14 protein-coding genes and 1 tRNA gene are annotated in these 18,068 nt (G+C 71.7%); 5 read left to right on the top strand and 10 right to left on the bottom strand.

Annotated features, from left to right (window positions below; all coding sequences use genetic code 11):
• Positions 1-90: 90 nt before the first annotated feature.
• Positions 91-912: a trans-aconitate 2-methyltransferase gene (locus B1H19_RS17295; RefSeq protein WP_083105584.1), complete on the top strand. Its 822-nt coding sequence runs from the start codon at positions 91-93 to the stop codon at positions 910-912.
• Between the two features lie 93 nt (positions 913-1,005).
• Here the strand turns inward: B1H19_RS17295 and B1H19_RS17290 are convergent, their stop codons facing one another.
• Complete coding sequence (locus B1H19_RS17290; protein WP_418361451.1) at positions 1,006-1,698, bottom strand: TetR family transcriptional regulator; 693 nt, start codon at positions 1,696-1,698, stop codon at positions 1,006-1,008.
• 56 nt (positions 1,699-1,754) lie between these two features.
• Positions 1,755-2,717 (bottom strand): acyl-CoA desaturase, encoded by a 963-nt coding sequence (locus B1H19_RS17285; protein ID WP_083105583.1) that lies wholly within the window; start codon positions 2,715-2,717, stop codon positions 1,755-1,757.
• Between the two features lie 350 nt (positions 2,718-3,067).
• On the opposite strand from B1H19_RS17285, the gene ppc reads away from it, so the two are divergent.
• On the top strand, positions 3,068-5,827 hold the full coding sequence (gene ppc, locus B1H19_RS17280; protein ID WP_083105582.1) for a phosphoenolpyruvate carboxylase: 2,760 nt from the start codon (positions 3,068-3,070) through the stop codon (positions 5,825-5,827).
• Between the two features lie 78 nt (positions 5,828-5,905).
• On the opposite strand, the gene B1H19_RS17275 is transcribed toward ppc, so the two are convergent.
• From B1H19_RS17275 to B1H19_RS17250, 6 genes are all read right to left on the bottom strand, one after another.
• Positions 5,906-6,328, bottom strand: coding sequence for a hypothetical protein (locus B1H19_RS17275; RefSeq protein ID WP_237289356.1), 423 nt, complete (start codon positions 6,326-6,328; stop codon positions 5,906-5,908).
• A gap of 228 nt (positions 6,329-6,556) precedes the next feature.
• Positions 6,557-7,159: an aminoacyl-tRNA hydrolase gene (gene pth, locus B1H19_RS17270; protein ID WP_083105580.1), complete on the bottom strand. Its 603-nt coding sequence runs from the start codon at positions 7,157-7,159 to the stop codon at positions 6,557-6,559.
• 86 nt (positions 7,160-7,245) lie between these two features.
• A complete protein-coding gene (locus tag B1H19_RS17265) occupies positions 7,246-7,836 on the bottom strand; it encodes a 50S ribosomal protein L25/general stress protein Ctc (protein WP_083105579.1) in 591 nt (196 codons plus the stop codon).
• A 214-nt stretch (positions 7,837-8,050) separates the two neighbouring features.
• Positions 8,051-9,025: a ribose-phosphate diphosphokinase gene (locus tag B1H19_RS17260; protein ID WP_083105578.1), complete on the bottom strand. Its 975-nt coding sequence runs from the start codon at positions 9,023-9,025 to the stop codon at positions 8,051-8,053.
• A 72-nt stretch (positions 9,026-9,097) separates the two neighbouring features.
• Positions 9,098-10,555, bottom strand: a complete 1,458-nt coding sequence (gene glmU, locus B1H19_RS17255; protein ID WP_083105577.1) for a bifunctional UDP-N-acetylglucosamine diphosphorylase/glucosamine-1-phosphate N-acetyltransferase GlmU — start codon at positions 10,553-10,555, stop codon at positions 9,098-9,100.
• A gap of 133 nt (positions 10,556-10,688) precedes the next feature.
• Positions 10,689-10,760: transfer RNA gene (locus tag B1H19_RS17250), tRNA-Gln, on the bottom strand.
• A 304-nt stretch (positions 10,761-11,064) separates the two neighbouring features.
• On the opposite strand from B1H19_RS17250, the gene B1H19_RS17245 reads away from it, so the two are divergent.
• Positions 11,065-12,450, top strand: coding sequence for a sensor histidine kinase (locus B1H19_RS17245; RefSeq protein ID WP_083109707.1), 1,386 nt, complete (start codon positions 11,065-11,067; stop codon positions 12,448-12,450).
• 161 nt (positions 12,451-12,611) lie between these two features.
• Here the strand turns inward: B1H19_RS17245 and B1H19_RS17240 are convergent, their stop codons facing one another.
• Positions 12,612-13,169, bottom strand: a complete 558-nt coding sequence (locus tag B1H19_RS17240; protein ID WP_083105576.1) for an SUKH-3 domain-containing protein — start codon at positions 13,167-13,169, stop codon at positions 12,612-12,614.
• Positions 13,170-13,177: 8 nt separating this feature from the next.
• Complete coding sequence (locus tag B1H19_RS17235; RefSeq protein ID WP_083105575.1) at positions 13,178-13,696, bottom strand: YwqJ-related putative deaminase; 519 nt, start codon at positions 13,694-13,696, stop codon at positions 13,178-13,180.
• Between the two features lie 295 nt (positions 13,697-13,991).
• Here B1H19_RS17235 and B1H19_RS17230 point away from each other — a divergent pair, with 295 nt between their 5' ends.
• Both B1H19_RS17230 and B1H19_RS17225 read left to right on the top strand, forming a co-directional pair.
• Entirely contained in the window at positions 13,992-14,972 is a 981-nt protein-coding gene (locus B1H19_RS17230) for an HNH endonuclease (RefSeq protein ID WP_083105574.1), read from the top strand.
• A 7-nt stretch (positions 14,973-14,979) separates the two neighbouring features.
• On the top strand, positions 14,980-17,979 hold the full coding sequence (locus tag B1H19_RS17225) for an SUKH-4 family immunity protein (protein ID WP_083105573.1): 3,000 nt from the start codon (positions 14,980-14,982) through the stop codon (positions 17,977-17,979).
• Positions 17,980-18,068 lie beyond the last annotated feature (89 nt).

The following is an 18,068-nucleotide window of genomic DNA, read 5'->3' as shown; positions in this document are numbered from 1 at the left end:
GTCGGCCCGAAGCTCGCTCCATCAGCGTTGGCCAGAACCAATCGTTGGTGAGCACAGTGCCAGCCCTGCACCAGCAAAGGGGTTTCGAACATGCACGACGCACCAACCTGGGATCCGCAGCAGTATCTTCACCACTCCGGGCACCGCACCCGCCCGTTCCGTGATCTGCTCAACCGCATACCCGAACTCCCCCGGCACACGGGCCCCGCCCGTATCGCCGACCTCGGATGCGGTCCCGGGAACGTCACCGCCCAGCTCGCCGACCGCTGGCCCGATGCGCACATCACCGGGTTCGACAACTCGCCCGAGATGCTCAGCGAGGCCAAGACCTACGCGGGCCCGACCCAGGGCGGCGGGCTGATCGACTTCGCGCCGGCGGACGCCACCGACTGGACCCCGGACGAGCCGTACGACCTGATCGTCTCCAACGCGGCACTCCAATGGGTCCCCAACCACCCGCAATCCCTTCCCCGCTGGATCGACGCCCTGCCCCCCGGCGGCACCCTCGCCTTCCAGGTCCCGGGCAACTTCACCTCGCCCAGCCACGCACTCCTGGGCGAGCTGTGCGACGCCCCGCACTGGCGCGAGCGCCTGACCACCCACGGCCGCCGCTTCGTCCACATCCTCGAACCGGCCGAGTACCTCGAACGCCTCACGGACCTCGGCTGCACCGCCGACGTGTGGGAGACCACCTACGTCCAGCTCCTCCAGGGCGAGGACCCCGTCCTGGACTGGGTCAAGGGCACCGCCCTGCGCCCGGTACTGACCGTCCTGGACGACGACCCGGCGGCCCGTGACGCCTTCCTCGCCGAATTCCGCGATCTGCTGCGCGCGGCCTATCCGCCCGGCCGCCACGGCACGGTCTTCCCGTTCCGCCGTATCTTCGCGGTGGCCCGCAAGGCCAGGGAATGACGTCTGCGGGGAGCGACGCGCCGTGAACGCCGGCCTCGACCGCCTACGCCCGCCGCGGCTTCCGGTGCGAGGCCGGCCCGGCGCACCCCCGCCTCACGCCTTCCGGTGCCCTATCAGCCGCGGCTTCGCCTCCAGCCCGTCCAGCCCGTGCCAGGCCAGATTGACCAGGTGGGCGGCGACCTCGGCCTTCTTCGGCTTGCGGGCGTTGAGCCACCACTGGCCGGTCAGGGCGACCATGCCGACCAGGGCCTGGGCGTAGAGGGGGGCCAGTTTGGGATCGAAACCGCGGGCCTTGAACTCCAGGCCGAGGATGTCCTCGACCTGGGTGGCGATATCGCTGATCAGGGACGCGAAGGTGCCGGTCGACTGGGCGACGGGGGAGTCGCGGACCAGGATGCGGAAGCCGTCCGTATACCTCTCGATGTAGTCGAGGAGCGCGAACGCGGCCTGTTCGAGGAGCTCACGGGGGTGGCCGGCGGTCAGCGCGCCGGTCACCATGTCGAGCAGCTGGCGCATCTCGCGGTCCACGACCACCGCGTACAGGCCCTCCTTGCCGCCGAAGTGCTCGTAGACGACCGGTTTGGACACGCCCGCCTTCGCGGCGATCTCCTCCACCGAGGTGCCTTCGAAGCCGCGCTCGGCGAAGAGTGTGCGACCGATGTCCAGCAGCTGCTCACGGCGCTCGGCGCCGGTCATCCGCACCCTGCGGGCCCGCCGGCTGCCCGCGGACGGGGTATGCCGGTCCTTGCCCTTGCTGCTGTCTGTGCTGCTGTCGTCGATCGCCACTCGTCAATCATGCCTTCCCCCGCTACCGCCGGGGGGTACCCCCAGCGGGCACCCGCCTATTTCAGGAGCCGCGCATCCAGCCGCGAGGCGTTCGGCCAGCGCACGTCGTAGGCCCAGCCCGCCCGCTCGCACCAGCGGATCAGCCGCGCGCTGGAGTCGAGCTGGCCGCGCAGCACGCCATGACGTGCACACGTCGGGTCGGCGTGGTGCAGGTTGTGCCAGGACTCGCCGCAGGAGAGGACGGCGAGCCACCACACGTTGCCGGAGCGATCACGCGATTTGAACGGCCGCTTGCCGACCGCGTGGCAGATGGAGTTGATCGACCAGGTGACGTGGTGCAGCAGCGCCACGCGAACCAGCGATCCCCAGAAGAACGCCGTCAGGGCCCCCTGCCAGGACCAGGTGGCCAGCCCGCCGACCAGCGGCGGAATCACCAGCGAGACCGTCGTCCACAGCGCGAACTGGCGGGAGATCGCGCGCAGGGCGGGGTCCTTGATCAGATCCGGCGCGTACTTGTGCTGCGAGGTCTGCTCCTGGTCGAACATCCAGCCCACATGGGCCCACCACAGCCCCTTGAGCAGCGCCGGGACGGTCTCGCCGTAGCGCCAGGGCGAATGCGGATCGCCCTCGGCGTCGGAGAACTTGTGATGCCTGCGGTGGTCGGCGACCCAGCGGACCAGGGGCCCCTCCACGGCGAGCGACCCCATGATCGCCAGCGCGATGCGCAGCGGACGCTTCGCCTTGAAGGCGCCATGGGTGAAATAGCGGTGGAAGCCGATGGTGATGCCGTGGCAGCCGATGAAGTACATCGCCACCATCAGACCCAGATCGAGCCAGCTCACGCCCCAGCCCCACGCCAGGGGCACCGCGGCCACCAGGGCCAGGAACGGGACGGTGATGAAGAGCAGCAGGGTGATCTGTTCGAGCGAGCGCTTGCTGTCGCCGCCCAGCGTCGCCGACGGCAGCGGCGAAACGGTGGAAATCGGTGACTCTTCGGCGGTGTCCGGACCAGCGGTCATGTGATGTCCCTCGGCGGGGGTCTCGGGGGCTCGGGGAACTCGGGGAGCAAGATCACTCCCGGAGCTGGGGGTGTGCGGCGGCTACGGGACCGTAACCTACGGTTTCGTAAGTATGGCAGCGCGACCGTCCCGGGCAAGGCCGTGACAGGCGCCTCGCCCTCACACGCCGCACGCACTGCCCAGCAGTCGGACGGTGTGATCCGTCGAAATCGGGGAGACCTATCCTGGGGTCGTTCGGACAGCGCGGTCCGCACCCGCCCGCAAGCCCAGACGGCATCGTCGCCCGCCACCGCCCACGAGACGGACCCGGCCGCGACGCCCCGCCTAGACCGCTGCAAGGAGCCGCACCTGTGAGCAGTGCCGACAACGCCGCCCCGTCCGTAACCACCCCCACGGACGACGCGGCCAGCGACCACACCGCCCTGCGCGCCGATATCCGCCGCCTCGGCGACCTCCTCGGCGAGACCCTCGTCCGCCAGGAAGGCCACGAGCTGCTGGACCTGGTCGAGCGCGTACGGGCCCTGACCCGGTCCGACGGCGAGGCCGCCGCCCGGCTCCTGGGCGAGACCGACCTGGCCACCGCCACCAAGCTGGTGCGGGCCTTCTCCACCTACTTCCACCTCGCCAATGTCACCGAGCAGGTCCACCGCGGCCGCGAGCTGCGCGCCCGGCGCGCCGCCGAGGGCGGCATCCTGGCCCGCACCGCCGACATGCTCAAGGACGCCGATCCCGAGCACCTGCGCCAGACCGCCGCCAACCTCGGCGTACGACCCGTCTTCACCGCCCACCCCACCGAGGCCGCCCGCCGCTCCGTGCTGACCAAGCTGCGCAAGGTCGCCGAGCTGCTGGACCACCCCGACGCCACCGACATCCGCCGCACCGACCTGCGCCTCGCGGAGAACATCGACCTCATCTGGCAGACCGACGAGCTGCGCGTGGCCCGCCCGGAGCCCACCGACGAGGCCCGCAACGCCATCTACTACCTCGACGAGCTCGGCCGCGGCGCCGTCGGCGACGTCCTCGAAGACCTCGCCGCCGAACTGGAGCGCGCCGGCACCGAGCTGCCCGCCGGCACCCGCCCACTGACGTTCGGCACCTGGATCGGCGGCGACCGCGACGGCAACCCCAACGTCACCCCGCAGGTCACCTGGGACGTCCTGATCCTCCAGCACGAGCACGGCATCACCGACGCCTTGGAGCACATCGACGAGCTGCGCGGCGCCCTGTCGAACTCCATCCGCAACTGCGGAGCCACCCAGGAGCTGCTCGACTCCCTCAAGCGGGACCTGGACCTGCTGCCCGAGTTCAGCCCCCGCTACAAGCGCCTCAACGCCGAGGAGCCGTACCGCCTCAAGGCCACCTGCATCCGGCAAAAGCTCCTCAACACCCGCGAACGCCTCGCCGGCGACACCCCCCACGTACCCGGCCGCGACTACCTGGGCACCGCCGAACTCCTCGACGACCTGGCCCTCATCCAGACCTCGCTGCGCGCACACCGCGGCGGCCTGGTCGCCGACGGCCGCCTGGAGCGCACCCTGCGCACCATCGCCGCCTTCGGCCTCCAGCTCGCCACCATGGACGTCCGCGAGCACGCCGACGCCCACCACCAGGCCCTCGGCCAGCTCTTCGACCGCCTCGGCGAAGAGTCCTGGCGCTATGTCGACATGCCGCGCGACTACCGCCGCAAGCTCCTCGCCAAGGAACTGCGCTCCCGCCGCCCCCTGGCCCCCACCCCGGCCCCCCTCGACGAGGCCGGCGCCAAGACCCTCGGCGTGTTCCGCACCATCCTCAAGGCCAAGAAGACCTTCGGCCCCGAGGTCATCGAGTCGTACATCATCTCCATGTGCCAGGGCTCCGACGACGTCTTCGCCGCCGCCGTCCTGGCCCGCGAGGCCGGGCTCATCGACCTGCACGCCGGCTGGGCCAAGATCGGCATCGTCCCGCTGCTGGAGACCACGGACGAGCTGAAGATCGCCGACCAGCTGCTCGACGAGATGCTCTCCGACCCGTCCTACCGCCGCCTGGTCGCCCTGCGCGGCGACGTCCAGGAGGTCATGCTCGGCTACTCCGACTCCTCCAAGTTCGGCGGCATCACCACCAGCCAGTGGGAAATCCACCGCGCCCAGCGCCTGCTGCGCGACGTCGCCCACCGGCACGGCGTACGGCTGCGCCTCTTCCACGGCCGCGGCGGCACCGTCGGCCGCGGCGGCGGCCCCTCCCACGACGCCATCCTCGCCCAGCCCTACGGCACCCTCGAAGGCGAGATCAAGGTGACCGAACAGGGCGAGGTCATCTCCGACAAGTACCTGGTGCCCTCGCTGGCCCGCGAAAACCTGGAACTGACCGTCGCGGCCACCCTCCAGGCATCCGCCCTGCACACCGCCCCCCGCCAGTCCGACGAGGCCCTCGCCCGCTGGGACGCCGCCATGGAGACCGTCTCCGAGGCCGCCCACGGCTCCTACCGCCGCCTGGTCGAAGACCCGGACCTGCCCGCGTACTTCTTCGCCTCCACCCCCGTCGACCAGCTCGCCGAACTCCACCTCGGCTCGCGCCCCTCCCGCCGCCCCGACTCCGGCGCCGGACTCGACGGACTGCGCGCCATCCCCTGGGTCTTCGGCTGGACCCAGTCCCGCCAGATCGTCCCCGGCTGGTACGGCGTCGGCACCGGCCTCAAGGCCGCCCGCGAAGCCGGACTCGACAGCGTCCTGGACGAAATGCACGCGCACTGGCACTTCTTCCGCAACTTCCTGTCCAACGTCGAGATGACGCTTGCCAAGACCGATCTGCGCATCGCCCAGCACTACGTCGACACCCTCGTCCCCGACGAGCTCAAGCACGTCTTCGACCTCATCAAGGCCGAGCACGAGCTGACCGTCCAGGAAGTCCTGCGCATCACGGGCGAGAAGGAACTGCTCGACTCCAACCCCGTCCTCAAGCAGACCTTCCACATCCGCGACGCCTACCTCGACCCGATCTCCTACCTCCAGGTCTCCCTGCTGCACCGCCAGCGCGAGGCCGCCGCCCGAGGAGAAGAGGCCGACCCGGTGCTCTCGCGCGCCCTGCTCCTCACCGTCAACGGCGTCGCCGCCGGCCTGCGCAACACCGGCTGACCCGCACGGCGCACACACGGCGGCGGCCCGCCCCTCGCACCGAGCGAGAGGCGGGCCGCCGCCGTATCCGTACGCGCCCTACATCGCGGCGAACGCCGCCCCCAACAACACCGCCCCGAACAAGCCCATCACCCACGCCGTGCGCCGCAGCCGCATCCCCCCGGCCACCACCAGCGCCGCCAGCAACAACGACCCCGCAAACGGCACCCAGGCATGCAGGATCCCCGCCAACCCGGTCCGCACCGCATGGGTCGTGCCCGGTTCGAGCGTCACCTCGACCCGCTCACCCTTCTTCGGCGCCGCCGCCTGCGCAATCGACACCTTCGGCCGCGGCTTGCCGTCCCCCGCCGTCGGCACATACGGACCCGTGCACTGCTTGCCCTGGCAGGTCTTCACCGTCATCGTGCCGCGCTCGCGCGCCTTGACGAGCATCGCGTACTGCGCCGTGTTCCACGACGTCCACACACCCGCCACCAGCAACAGCAGCGCCAGCAGCCCCATCAGTCCGATCCTGGCGACAAGCAACGCCCCAACGGCGCGTTCCCCCATCCGACGGGTGCGACTACGTCTGACCGAACTGGTGCGCGTACTGCTCTTGGGCATGGCGGCGATCCTTGGCCATCTCCCGCCCCCGGTCAACCTCGCGCGTACGGTTCGTCAGCCCCTGCCCCGAACCGTCCCCTTCGCCGACCCGAACGCGCCGACCCGATGACGAGTCGGCCGACCCGATTACGAGTTGTACGTCCCCTGCGCCCGCTCCAGCCCCTCCACGACCAATGCCTCCACCGCATCCGCCGCCCGGTCCACGAAATACGCCAGCTCCTTGCGCTCCGCCGACGAGAAATCCTTCAACACGAAATCCGCAACCGGCATCCGCCCCGGAGGACGCCCGATCCCGAAGCGCACCCGGTGATACTCCGCCCCCAGCGACTTCGTGATCGACTTCAGACCGTTATGGCCGTTGTCGCCACCGCCCAGCTTCAGCCGCAGCGCACCGTAATCAATATCCAGCTCGTCGTGCACGGCAATGAGGCGGGCGGTCGGCACCTTGTAGAAATCCCGCAATGCCGTCGTCGGACCCCCCGACAGATTCATGAACGACATCGGCTTCGCCACGACCACCCGGCAACTGGCCGGACCCATCGGACCGATGCGCCCCTCCACCACCTGCGCCCGCGCCTTGTGCGCCTTGAAACGGCCGCCCATCCGCTCCGCCAGAAGATCCGCGACCATGAAACCGACATTGTGCCGATTACCCGCGTACTCCGAACCCGGATTCCCCAGGCCCACAATCAGCCAGGGACCGTCCGCACCCACACCCGTATCCGTCATCTGCCTCTCCCTCAACGACGTGACCGCCGCCCCGCGCCGACAAGCGCGGAACGACGGTCACAGAAGTATCCCGGTGAACCCGAGGATCAGGCCTCGGCCGCGGCCTCGCCCTCGGCGGCCTCCTCGGCCGGCGCCTCGGCCTGCGCCGCGACGACCTGGAGCACGACCGCGTCCTCCTCGACGGCCAGCGACGAACCGGCCGGCAGCACGACGTCCTTGGCCAGCACCGACGCGCCGGAGTCCAGACCGGCGATCGACACCGTGACCGACTCGGGCAGGTGGGTGGCCTCGGCCTCGATCGGCAGGGTGTTCAGCACGTGCTCGAGCAGGTTGCCGCCCGGGGCCAGCTCGCCCTCGGTCACGATCGGCACCTCGACGGTGACCTTCTCGCCCTTCTTGACGGCCAGGAAGTCCACGTGCACCAGGAAGCCGCGAATGGCCTCACGCTGCACGGCCTTCGGGATCACCAGCTCGCTGTCGCCGTCCAGCTCCAGGCGGATCAGCACGTTCGGGGTCTTCAGGGCCATCATCAGCGCGTGGCTGTCGATCGCGACGTGCTTCGGGTCCGCGCCGTGACCGTAGACAACCGCGGGAACCTTGTTCTCGCGACGGGTCTGGCGGGCAGCGCCCTTACCGAAGTGGGAACGAACCTCAGCGGCGAGCTTGACCTCAGCCATAACTGCACTCCTCGTAACTAAAGAAACATCCGTCGGGCGTCACCCGGCCCACGACAGACCTGCTACGAAGAGCGCGTCGATAACGGACAGCCACCACAAAAGGGCGGCCTCCCTCGCCGAGCAACCCCATGAGTCTACCCGGCGGGAAGGCCGCCCCAAAGTCGATCTACCGCATCCTCCGGATACGGGTGATCACCCGACGGCGATCGCGCGACTACTGCTCCTCGAACAGGCTCGTCACCGAACCGTCCTCGAACACCTCACGGATCGCCCGCGCAATCGTCGGTGCCATCGACAGCACCGTGATCTTGTCCAGCTCCAGCTCCGAAGGCGTCGGCAGCGTATTCGTGAACACGAACTCGCTCACCTTCGAATTCTTCAGCCGGTCGGCGGCCGGACCCGACAGCACACCGTGCGTCGCCGTCACGATGACATCCGCCGCACCATTCGCGAACAGCGCGTCGGCGGCCGCGCAAATCGTGCCGCCGGTGTCGATCATGTCGTCGACCAGGACACACACCCGGTCCTTCACATCGCCGACCACCTCATGCACGGTGACCTGGTTCGCCACGTCCTTGTCACGCCGCTTGTGCACAATCGCCAGCGGCGCACCCAGACGGTCGCACCAGCGGTCCGCGACCCGAACCCGGCCGGCGTCCGGCGAAACCACCGTCAGCTTCTCCCGGTCGACCTTCGCGCCCACGTAATCCGCAAGAACCGGCAGCGCGAAAAGGTGATCCACCGGGCCGTCGAAGAAGCCCATGATCTGGTCCGTGTGCAGATCCACCGTCACCACACGGTCCGCACCCGCGGTCTTCATCAAATCCGCGATCAGCCGCGCCGAAATCGGCTCCCGGCCACGGTGCTTCTTGTCCTGACGCGCATAACCGTAGAACGGCACGACCACGGTGATGCTACGAGCCGAAGCCCGCTTCAGCGCATCAATCATGATCAGCTGCTCCATGATCCACTTATTGATCGGAGCCGTGTGGCTCTGAATCAAAAAGCAGTCCGCACCGCGCGCCGACTCCTGATAGCGCACATAGATCTCACCATTGGCGAAGTCGAACGCCTTCGTCGGGACCAGGCCCACGCCCAGCTGGTGCGCGACCTCCTCGGCCAGCTCGGGGTGGGCGCGGCCGGAGAAGAGCATCAGCTTCTTCTCGCCGGTCGTCTTGATCCCGGTCACAGCAAATCTCCTCGAATCACAGTTTGCGTGCGCTCATCACGGTACGCCCCGCACGGCGCACCCCCAGCACGATCAACGCTCGCCCTCGGACTCCTGGCGAGCAGCCGCAGCAGCCTGCGCGGCGGCACTTCCGGGCCGCTTACGCGCGACCCAACCCTCGATATTCCGCTGCTGGCCACGCGCGACCGCCAGCGAACCCGGGGGCACATCCTTGGTAATGACCGAGCCGGCCGCCGTATAAGCGCCGTCCCCGATCGTGACCGGAGCCACAAACATGTTGTCCGACCCCGTCTTGCAATGCGAACCGACGGTCGTGTGGTGCTTCGCCTCGCCGTCGTAATTCACAAAGACGCTCGCCGCACCGATGTTGGTGTACTCGCCGATCGTCGCATCCCCCACATAAGAGAGATGCGGCACCTTCGTACCTTCCCCGATCGACGCGTTCTTCATCTCCACATACGTCCCGGCCTTCGACTTCGCGCCAAGATCCGTACCCGGACGCAGATACGCATACGGCCCGACATTCGCGCCGTCCCCGATCCGCGCGCCCTCGGCCACCGTGAAGGACGCCACGGCGCCCGCGCCGACGACCGTGTCCGTGATCCGCGAATGCGGCCCGACCTCCGCGCCGGTGCTGATACGCGTGGCCCCGAGCAGCTGCGTCCCCGGATGCACCACCGCATCCGCCTCGAACTCCACCGACACGTCCACCCACGTCGACGCCGGATCCACCACCGTCACGCCGGCCAGCATCGCCCGCTCCAGCAACCGCTCGTTCAGCAGCCGACGCGCCTCGGCCAGCTGCACCCGGTTGTTGATCCCCAGGATCTCCCGGTGGTCACCCGCCACGGCCGCACCCACCCGGTGCCCCGCAGCGCGCACGATCCCCAGCACATCGGTCAGGTACTCCTCGCCCTGACTGTTGTCCGTGCGGACCTTCCCCAGCGCATCCACCAGCAGCTTCGCGTCGAACGCGAACACCCCGGAGTTGATCTCCCGGATCGCGCGCTGCGCGTCGCTGGCGTCCTTGTGCTCCACGATCGCGGTGACGGCGCCCGTCACCTCGTCCCGCACGATCCGCCCGTAACCGGTGGCGTCCGGCACCTCGGCGGACAGGACGGTGACGGCGTTCTTGTCGGCCGCGTGCGTCTCGCTCAGCCGGCTGAGGGTCTCGCCGGTCAGCAGCGGGGTGTCACCGCACACGACGACGACCGTGCCGTCGAGCGTGACGCCGTCCGCGGCCAGCTCCTCCAGTCCCATGCGCACGGCGTGACCGGTGCCGTGCTGCTTCTCCTGCACGGCGGTGCGGACGGCCGGATCGACCTCGGCGAGATGCGCCCGTACCTGCTCACGGGCATGGCCGACGACCACGACGAGGTGTTCGGGGTCCAGCTCACGGGAGGCGGCGACGACATGCCCCACGAGGGAGCGGCCGCAGATCGCATGCAGGACCTTGGGGGTCGCCGACTTCATGCGGGTGCCCTCACCCGCTGCGAGAACGACGACGGCTGCCGGGCGGTTGGCGCTCACGGGGATGCCCTTCGGCTTCTTGGCTACTTCGGGTGGTGGTCATCCGAAGGATACCGGGGCGTTCGGTGGGCGAAACGACGGCGGGTCCTGACCTTGTGGTCAGGACCCGGAGATTGCCTGGTGGTGGCGGTTGCTCCCCTGCCAGGACTCGAACCCGGACATAAGGCACCAAAAGCCTCAGTGCTGCCAATTACACCACAGGGGATAGCGAGGCAGCCCAAACCGGACGTTCCGTCAGGCTGGCCGCTCGGCACCCAACACTATGCCGTACCAGCAGCCTTCGATGCGACGGTATAGCTCGGCGCTCTGCGTCACGTAGATCACCGGGCGGCCGCGGCACGTCTCGTCTCGGGTGAGCCGGGTGGTCTTCGTCACGGTGCCGCAAGGGCCGACAATGCGGGCGATTCGCTGGTTCGACCGATATAAGGCCGTAGGGGCATGTAATGGGCCTGACGTGTGGCGGGGCACTCGCCGGGGAGGCCGGGGTGGGCGCCCGTACGCTGGTCGGTATGAGCGTGACGGGGGCAAGGGAAAGTGCGGGGGCGCGGGGAGCGCCCGGGGACGGGCCGTGGTGGTGGGCGCGGCGGCGTAGCGCCGTGCTGGATGTGGTGCTGGCGGCGCTGTCGACGGTGGAGTGCGTCGTCGAGGGCGTGCCGTTTGCGCATGGGGCGGGGCTGCCGGAGTGGGTCGGGATGGCGCTCGGCCTGGTCGTGGGGCCGGTGTTGCTGGTGCGGCGTCGGTGGCCCGTGGTGGTGGTGCTGGCGTCGATTGCGGTGATGCCGGCGGAGATGGGTGCGCTGCTGGGCGTGGTGGGGCTGTACACGCTGGCGGCGTCGGATGTGCCGCGGCGGATCACCGCGTTGCTGGCCGGGATGACGGTGGTCGGGACGCTGGTGACGACCTACGTCAGCATGCAGCAGGACGTGGCGCGGGAGGGGACCTTCCATCCGCCGGTGTGGTTCGTGCCGGTGATGGCCGTTGCGGTGGGGCTGGTGATGACGGCTCCGCCGGTGCTGTGGGGCCTGTACATCGGGGCGCGGCGGCGGCTGGTGGAGAGCCTGCGGGAGCGCGCGGACGGTCTGGAGCGCGAGCTGTCGTTGCTGGCGGACCGGGCCGAGGAGCGGGCGGAGTGGGCTCGTAACGAGGAGCGGACGCGGATTGCGCGCGAGATGCACGACGTGGTGGCGCACCGGGTGAGCTTGATGGTGGTGCATGCGGCGGCGTTGCAGGCGGTGGCGCTGAAGGATCCGGAGAAGGCGTCGAAGAATGCCGCGCTGGTGGGGGACATGGGGCGGCAGGCGCTGACGGAGTTGCGCGAGATGTTGGGGGTTTTGCGTACGGCGGAGGGGGCGGCCCCGGCGCGCGGTTCGGCGGGGTCGGATGAGCCGGAGCGGTTGGCCGCGGTGGCGAGTGAGGCGGCTCGTCGGGCGGAGCCGGAGGCGGGGGCGGGGTCTGCGGAGGGGGACGGTGACGGGCCGTCGCTGGCCGAGCTGGCGGATCTGGTGGGGCAGTCGCGAGCGGCCGGTATGGCGGTGGTGCTGTCGGTCGAGGGGGCGGGTGGTGCCACGGCGGGGCGGTCGTATGCGGCGGGGGTGGAGCAGACCGTGTACCGGGTGGTGCAGGAGGCGCTGACGAATGTGCACAAGCATGCGCCGGGCGCGCGGGCGCGGGTGCGGCTGGCGCATCGGGGCGACGAGGTGGCGGTGCAGGTGGAGAACGGTCCCTCGGAGCGGGGGGCGGCGGATGCGGGGTTGCCCAGTGGGGGCAATGGCCTGGTGGGGATGCGGGAGCGGGTGACCGCTCTGGGGGGCGTGTTCGTGTCGGGGCCGACGGAGGCGGGGGGCTTCCGGGTGTCGGCGGTGGTGCCGGTGGGGGCGGCTGCGGTCGGCGGGTGAGGCGGGGGCCGCGGCGGCTGTGCCGGGTGGGGGTGCCGGTCGGCGGTGGGCGTGGGCCGCTGGGCCCGTTCCGTATGGCCGGGGGAGTCGGCCCGGTCCGGGGCCGCTTCGGCCGGTGGTTGGATGCCCCGCGCGGTGTCAGCCCTGCGTTCAGCCCTGTGTCAGCCCTGAGCCGCGACGCCCAGGCGGGCGGGTCGGGTGCCCAGGACGAGGGTGCTCAGGGCCGTGTCGAGGTCGGGGCCGAGGTACCAGTCGCCGGTGTGGTCGAGGCTGTAGATGCGGCCCTGGGCGTCGATGGCGAGGACGGCCTGGGCGGTGGGGGTGCCGCCGTGGGCGTCGGGGATCTCTTCCTGGCCGAGGGGGGCGACGTCGGTGTCCAGGGCGCGGCCGAGATCGCCGAGCGTACGGGCGAGGTGGAGGCCGTGGAGGGGGTCGACGGTGAAGGGGGTGGGGGCGATGTGGCGGCCGGGGCCGGTGCCGGTGATGGTCAGCCCGCCGAATTCCGCCCAGGCTTCGACGGCGGCGGCGAAGACGGTGTGGCGGTGGCCGGCGGGGGAGGTGTGGGCGCGCAGGGTGTCGGCCCAGTGCTCGGCCTGCTTTATGTCCCAGCGGCCCGGTTGCCAGCCGGCTTCCTGGAGGGCGACGTCGACAGCGGCGGGGAAGCGGGTGGAACCGGCGCGGTCGCGGGAGGGGGACTGCGGGGCGGGGACGGTCGGCATGGTGGCGGTCAGCTCCCGGTGGGCGTCGTGCCGTCGATGGGCATGACGCCGAAGTGGGCGAGGAGGGCGTCGCAGGAGCGGCAGGGCGGGGCGTAGCTGCCGTGCCGGGGGTCGCCGTCCTCGCGGATATGGCGTGCGGTGATCTTGGAGTGTTTCAGGGAGCGGCGGGCTTCGCCGTTGGTGAGGGGTTTGCGGGCGGCGCGTTTGCTGCGGCCGGCCTCGACCGCGGTGAGGTGGCGGGAGAGGAGGACGGCCTCGGGACATCGGCCGGTGAACCGCTCGCGCTGGGCGGTGCCGAGGGTGTCGAGGAAGTCCTGGACCAGTGGGTGCAGGGTGGGGGGCTGCTCCGCCTTGCTCGCCGTACAGGTCAGGGTTTGTCCGCGTACGGACAAGGCGGCGCCGACGGTGGGGAGGATGCCGTCGCGGCGGTGGGCCAGGACCGGTGCGCGGTCGGCGTCGGCGGTGGCGCTCCAGCCGATGCGGGGGTCGCCGGTGGCGGTGCCGTGCTGATGTGCGGTGGTGCTCATTGTTGATGGTTTCCCTCCCTGCAATCCCCCGGCTGCGGAGTCAGACTGCCAAATGTGCTGGGTGTTGCGGTAGTCGGGCCTGCTGTCGGCGATGTCACTGGTGTGTGACGGTCCGTCGGCTGCGGGGAAACAGGGCTGGTGGGCGGGGTGGCTTACGACGGTCGGGGGACCGTGCGGGGGCGGGTGAGGGTGGCGTGTCGGCGGGCTGACGCGGGGTGGCCGGGGGCGGCGGGAGGGTGTTGCGGCACGGCATAGGCTGTGCCCCAAACCCAGATCCAGCCAGGGGGCAACCGCGATGACGACAGGTCGGCTCGGGCAGCAGCATGCCGCGCCACCGAATTCGGCCTACGCCGGGCAGATCGTGCATTTCCCGGATCCGGTGCGTGCCGCCCGCCATCCCGCGGGGGTCCGGGTGGACGCGAACGGCTTCCCGGTGTTCACGCCGTACGCGCGGGCGGCGGCGGAGATCGCCGAACCGCCCGAGGGCTTCGGCGTCGACGAGCTGCGGTTGACGGACTATGTGTCGGCGAACGCGGCGCTGCATGCGCAGGGGCACGAGCTGTGGATAGACGTTCCCTCGGTGGCGACACCGCACGGCTGGACCTGGCATCACGTGCCCGGGACGCGGCGCCTGGAGCTGATCCCCGTCGAAATCAAGGCGCTGCTGCGGCATCACGGCGGGCTGGCGACGGCGGCGGTGGAGCACGACAAGCGCGGTACGCGGCCGTTGCAGGAGACGCGGCCGGCGCATTTCGCGGTGCCGCGGCGGGAGCTGGCGGTGAGTGAGGAGCAGGTGGCGCAGGCCGAGGAGGCGCTGGGCTACCGGCTGCCGGGCGCCTACCGCTCGTTCCTGAAGGCCGCGGGCGGATGCGCGCCGGTGGGCGCGGCGCTCGATGCGGAACTGGGGCTGCTGGTCGATCAGCCGTTCTTCGCGGTGCGCGACGATGCGGCCGTCAATGACCTCGTCTACATCAACAAGTGTCTGCGCGACCACTTCACCAAGGACTATCTGGGCGTGGCGTTCGTCCAGGGCGGCGTGGTCGCGGTGAAGGTGCGCGGCGAGGCGCCGGGGTCGGTGTGGTTCTGCCCCTACGACGACGCCCGGGACCAGGACGGCTGGACGGTGCAGGAGCGGGTCGAGCGGCTTCTGCTGCCCTGCGGCGCCGATTTCGACGACTTCCTCCAGCGGCTGGCGGGCAATCCGCCGGAGCTGGAGACCGTGGCGAACCTGATGGTGGACGGCGGCTTCGCGCACGTCGTCCCGGTGGAGGGGTGAGCGCGCGATGGTGACGTTCGCGCAGGCGCAGGAGCGCGCGGAGCGCTGGGTCAACGGCGAGGTGGCGGCGCAGCAGCACCGCGAGGTGCGGGTGCGGGAGTTCGCTCTGGGGTTCGTGGCCTGGGCGGAGGACCGCGAGGGAGGTCCGGCGACCGATGGCGGCCGGGCCCGGCTGGTGATCGCCCGGGACAGCGGGGAGACGACGCTGTGGCCGGGGCTGCCGGTCGGTGAGGTGATCCGGCGGTACGAGGAGGAGTACGGCGCGCCGGCCGACGGCGGGCGCGGTGCGGCCGAATCCCCGCCGCAGCGGGTGGACCTGGAGGCGACGTCGTTCCTGCTGACGCCGCCGGAGTGGCTCCAGGAGGCGGCGGACGCGATCGGGCTCCAGGACCGGCGGCGGGGGAGTGGGGGCGCGGCGGCTGCGTCTTCGTCTGCGGGTGCGTCTTCGTCACCGTCTGCGGCTGCCTCTGCGCCTCCGGCCGCGGCGTCTGCCGCGCCGTCGGCTCCGGCACCGGCTGCTTCGTCCGCCGCGGCCACCCCGGCGACTCCCTGGGCCGAGGCCGACACCACCGGCGACGAGGGGGCCGAGGACCGTTCGGTGGGTCTGCCCCAGACCGTGTTCGCGGCGCCGCTGCCCGAGTTCTCCGACGAACTGGCCGAGCACTCCGAATCGGACGACACCCCGCCGCCGCGCTCGCTCCCCGATGCCAAGACCGAACTCCTCCAGAGCGGCGTCCAGTTGCCGCGTACGCAGGTCGCACCGGCGCTGGACGCGCCGGAGGGCGGCGCCGCGGGAGCGCCGGACGGCCGTCCCGGCGGGCCGCCCGCGCCGCCGCCCCTGCCGCCCGCGCCGCCCGGGGCCCCGCCACTGTCCGATCTGCCGCCGCCCTCCGGCGCGCCCATCGCCGACGTCCCTCCCCCGCCCGGCGCCGCCGGCCCCGGGATACCGCCGCCTCCGCCGGGCGCCGCCGGCCCCGGCATGCCTCCGCCTCCCCCGCCACCGCCCGCTGCGAGCGGCGGGGTGCATGCGGCGGCGACCATGATGGCCGACGGTTCCGGGCTGCCCGGGAACGCGGGGAACGCCGGAAGCGGTGGGATGGCCGGTGCCGCCGGCCCGCCGCCGCCCCCCGGCGCGCCCGGTACGCCCGGTGCGGGCCGGGCCGGGCAGCGTCCCGACCCCGCCCGGATCGCCGACGCCGCGACGGGCAAGGCCGAGACGCGGCCGTCCGGCCCCGGCACCCCCGGTGCGCCGGCCGGCGGCTATGTGCCCACTCAGCTGGTCTCGCAGCTGGACGCCGCGGACCTGGACCTGAGCGCGGTGGACGGGCCACAGCCGGACGGCTCCGACGGGACGCCGGGCCCGGGAACCCCGCCGCCCGCTCCGCCCGCCGCCGGTGGGGTGCACGCCGCCGCGACGATGCTCGCCGACGGCGCGGCGCTCCAGGCCGGCATGGGCGGCATGGGCGGCGGGGCCGGTGCGGGGTCCGTACCGCACCCGCCGTCGCCCCCGGGTACGCCGGGCGCACCCAAGCCGCCGGGCATGCCGGGTGCGCCGAAGCCGCCGGGCCCGCCCGGCAGGCCGGGCGCGGGCGGCCAGGGCGGTCCGCCGCCACCGCCGTCCGCTCCGCCCGCCCCTGGTGGTACGGGGGGCGGGGTGCACGCCGCCGCCACGATGCTCGCCGACGGCGCGGCCCTCAGCATGCCCGGCGGCCCGGGAGCACCCGGAGTGCCTGGCGCACCCGGAGCACAGGGAGTGCCTGGCGCACCTGGCTTCCCCGGAGCCCCCGGAGCCCCCGGAGTCCCCGGCGGCCCCGGACCCGCCCCCGCGCCGGACATGCCCCCCGTCGCACCCCCGCCGCCGCCCGGCCCCGGCATGCCTCCGCACGCAGGCCCCGGCCCCGTACCGCCGCCGGGTGCCCCCATGGGCCCGCCCGGCGCACCGCAGGTCCCGCCCGGCGCACCCGTACCCGGCGCCCCCGGCGGCCCGGGCGCGTACGGCTACCCCCAGGCCCCCAGCGGCCAGCCGACCGTCGGCCCCGGCTACATGGCCGTACTCAGCTACCGCGCGCCCGACGGCTCCGAGCAGAAGATCGTGCGCCGCTCCGCGCCCGGTACGCCGCACCCGGAGTGGCAGCTGCTGCACGAGCTGCGCGGGATGAACATCCCGCCGCAGCAGGTCCTGGAACTGCACACCGAGCTGGAGTCCTGCGATCTGCCGGGCGGCTACTGCGCCCGGATGGTCCGCGAGAACTGGCCGCAGGTGCGCATCAGCCACACCGCCGCCTACGGCACCGACCACGCCTCGCGTCAGCAGGGCGTACGGCATCTCGTCGAGCACCAGGGCGAACTGCACCAGGTGGCGGACGGCCCGGCGCGGCCGGCGCCGGTACGGGTGCCGCTGCCGCATCCCTCGCAGGTGCCGCCGGTGCCCCCGGTGCCGCCGCAGGCGATCGGGCAGGAGCTGGAGCAGTCCTTCGGGCCGCAGGGGATCTTCCGCTTCGACCAGCGGGCGGTCTCCCGGCAGGGAGTGCCCGAGGTGGTCGCCCAGATGCTGGTGTGGGCGGGGCTGCCGGTCGACTTCGGGCCGTTCTTCTGGGCGCAGGCGCAGCCGGGCCGCCCGGTGCCGACGCTGGCGGAGCTGGCGGCGGAACGACGGGTCCAGCCCGCCGCGGACGCCGGTTCGTACCTGGTCATGGGCAACGACTTCGGCCGCCAGCTCTGCGTCCAGTACGGGACCGCGAACATCGTGGCCGTCCCGCTGGAGGCCGCCCCGGGCGGGCAGCCCGCCGTACCGCAGTTCGTCAACAGCGGGCTGCCGGAGTTCGTGCGTTGCCTGGCGATGCTGGGGCGGATGTGGCGCCTGCGCTACGGACTGACACCGGGACAGGCGGGCCGCTGGACCGTCGACTTCCAGGCCCAGCTCGTCGCCCTGGACCCCCCGGCCCTCGGCTCGCCGGAGACGTGGTGGTCGGTGCTGCTGGAACAGATGTGGGACGGGTTGCTTTAGGGGGTGCCCTCTTGGGGGATTTCCTTCGGAGGAAATCCCCCAAGGGCCGTAAGCAAGTGGCCGCGGAGCCCCGACGACCGTGCTGGGGG

Source organism: Streptomyces gilvosporeus (assembly GCF_002082195.1).
Lineage (GTDB): Bacteria > Actinomycetota > Actinomycetes > Streptomycetales > Streptomycetaceae > Streptomyces > Streptomyces gilvosporeus.
Note: the sequence above shows the minus strand (reverse complement) of the source record. Positions and strands in the feature narration are given on the sequence as shown.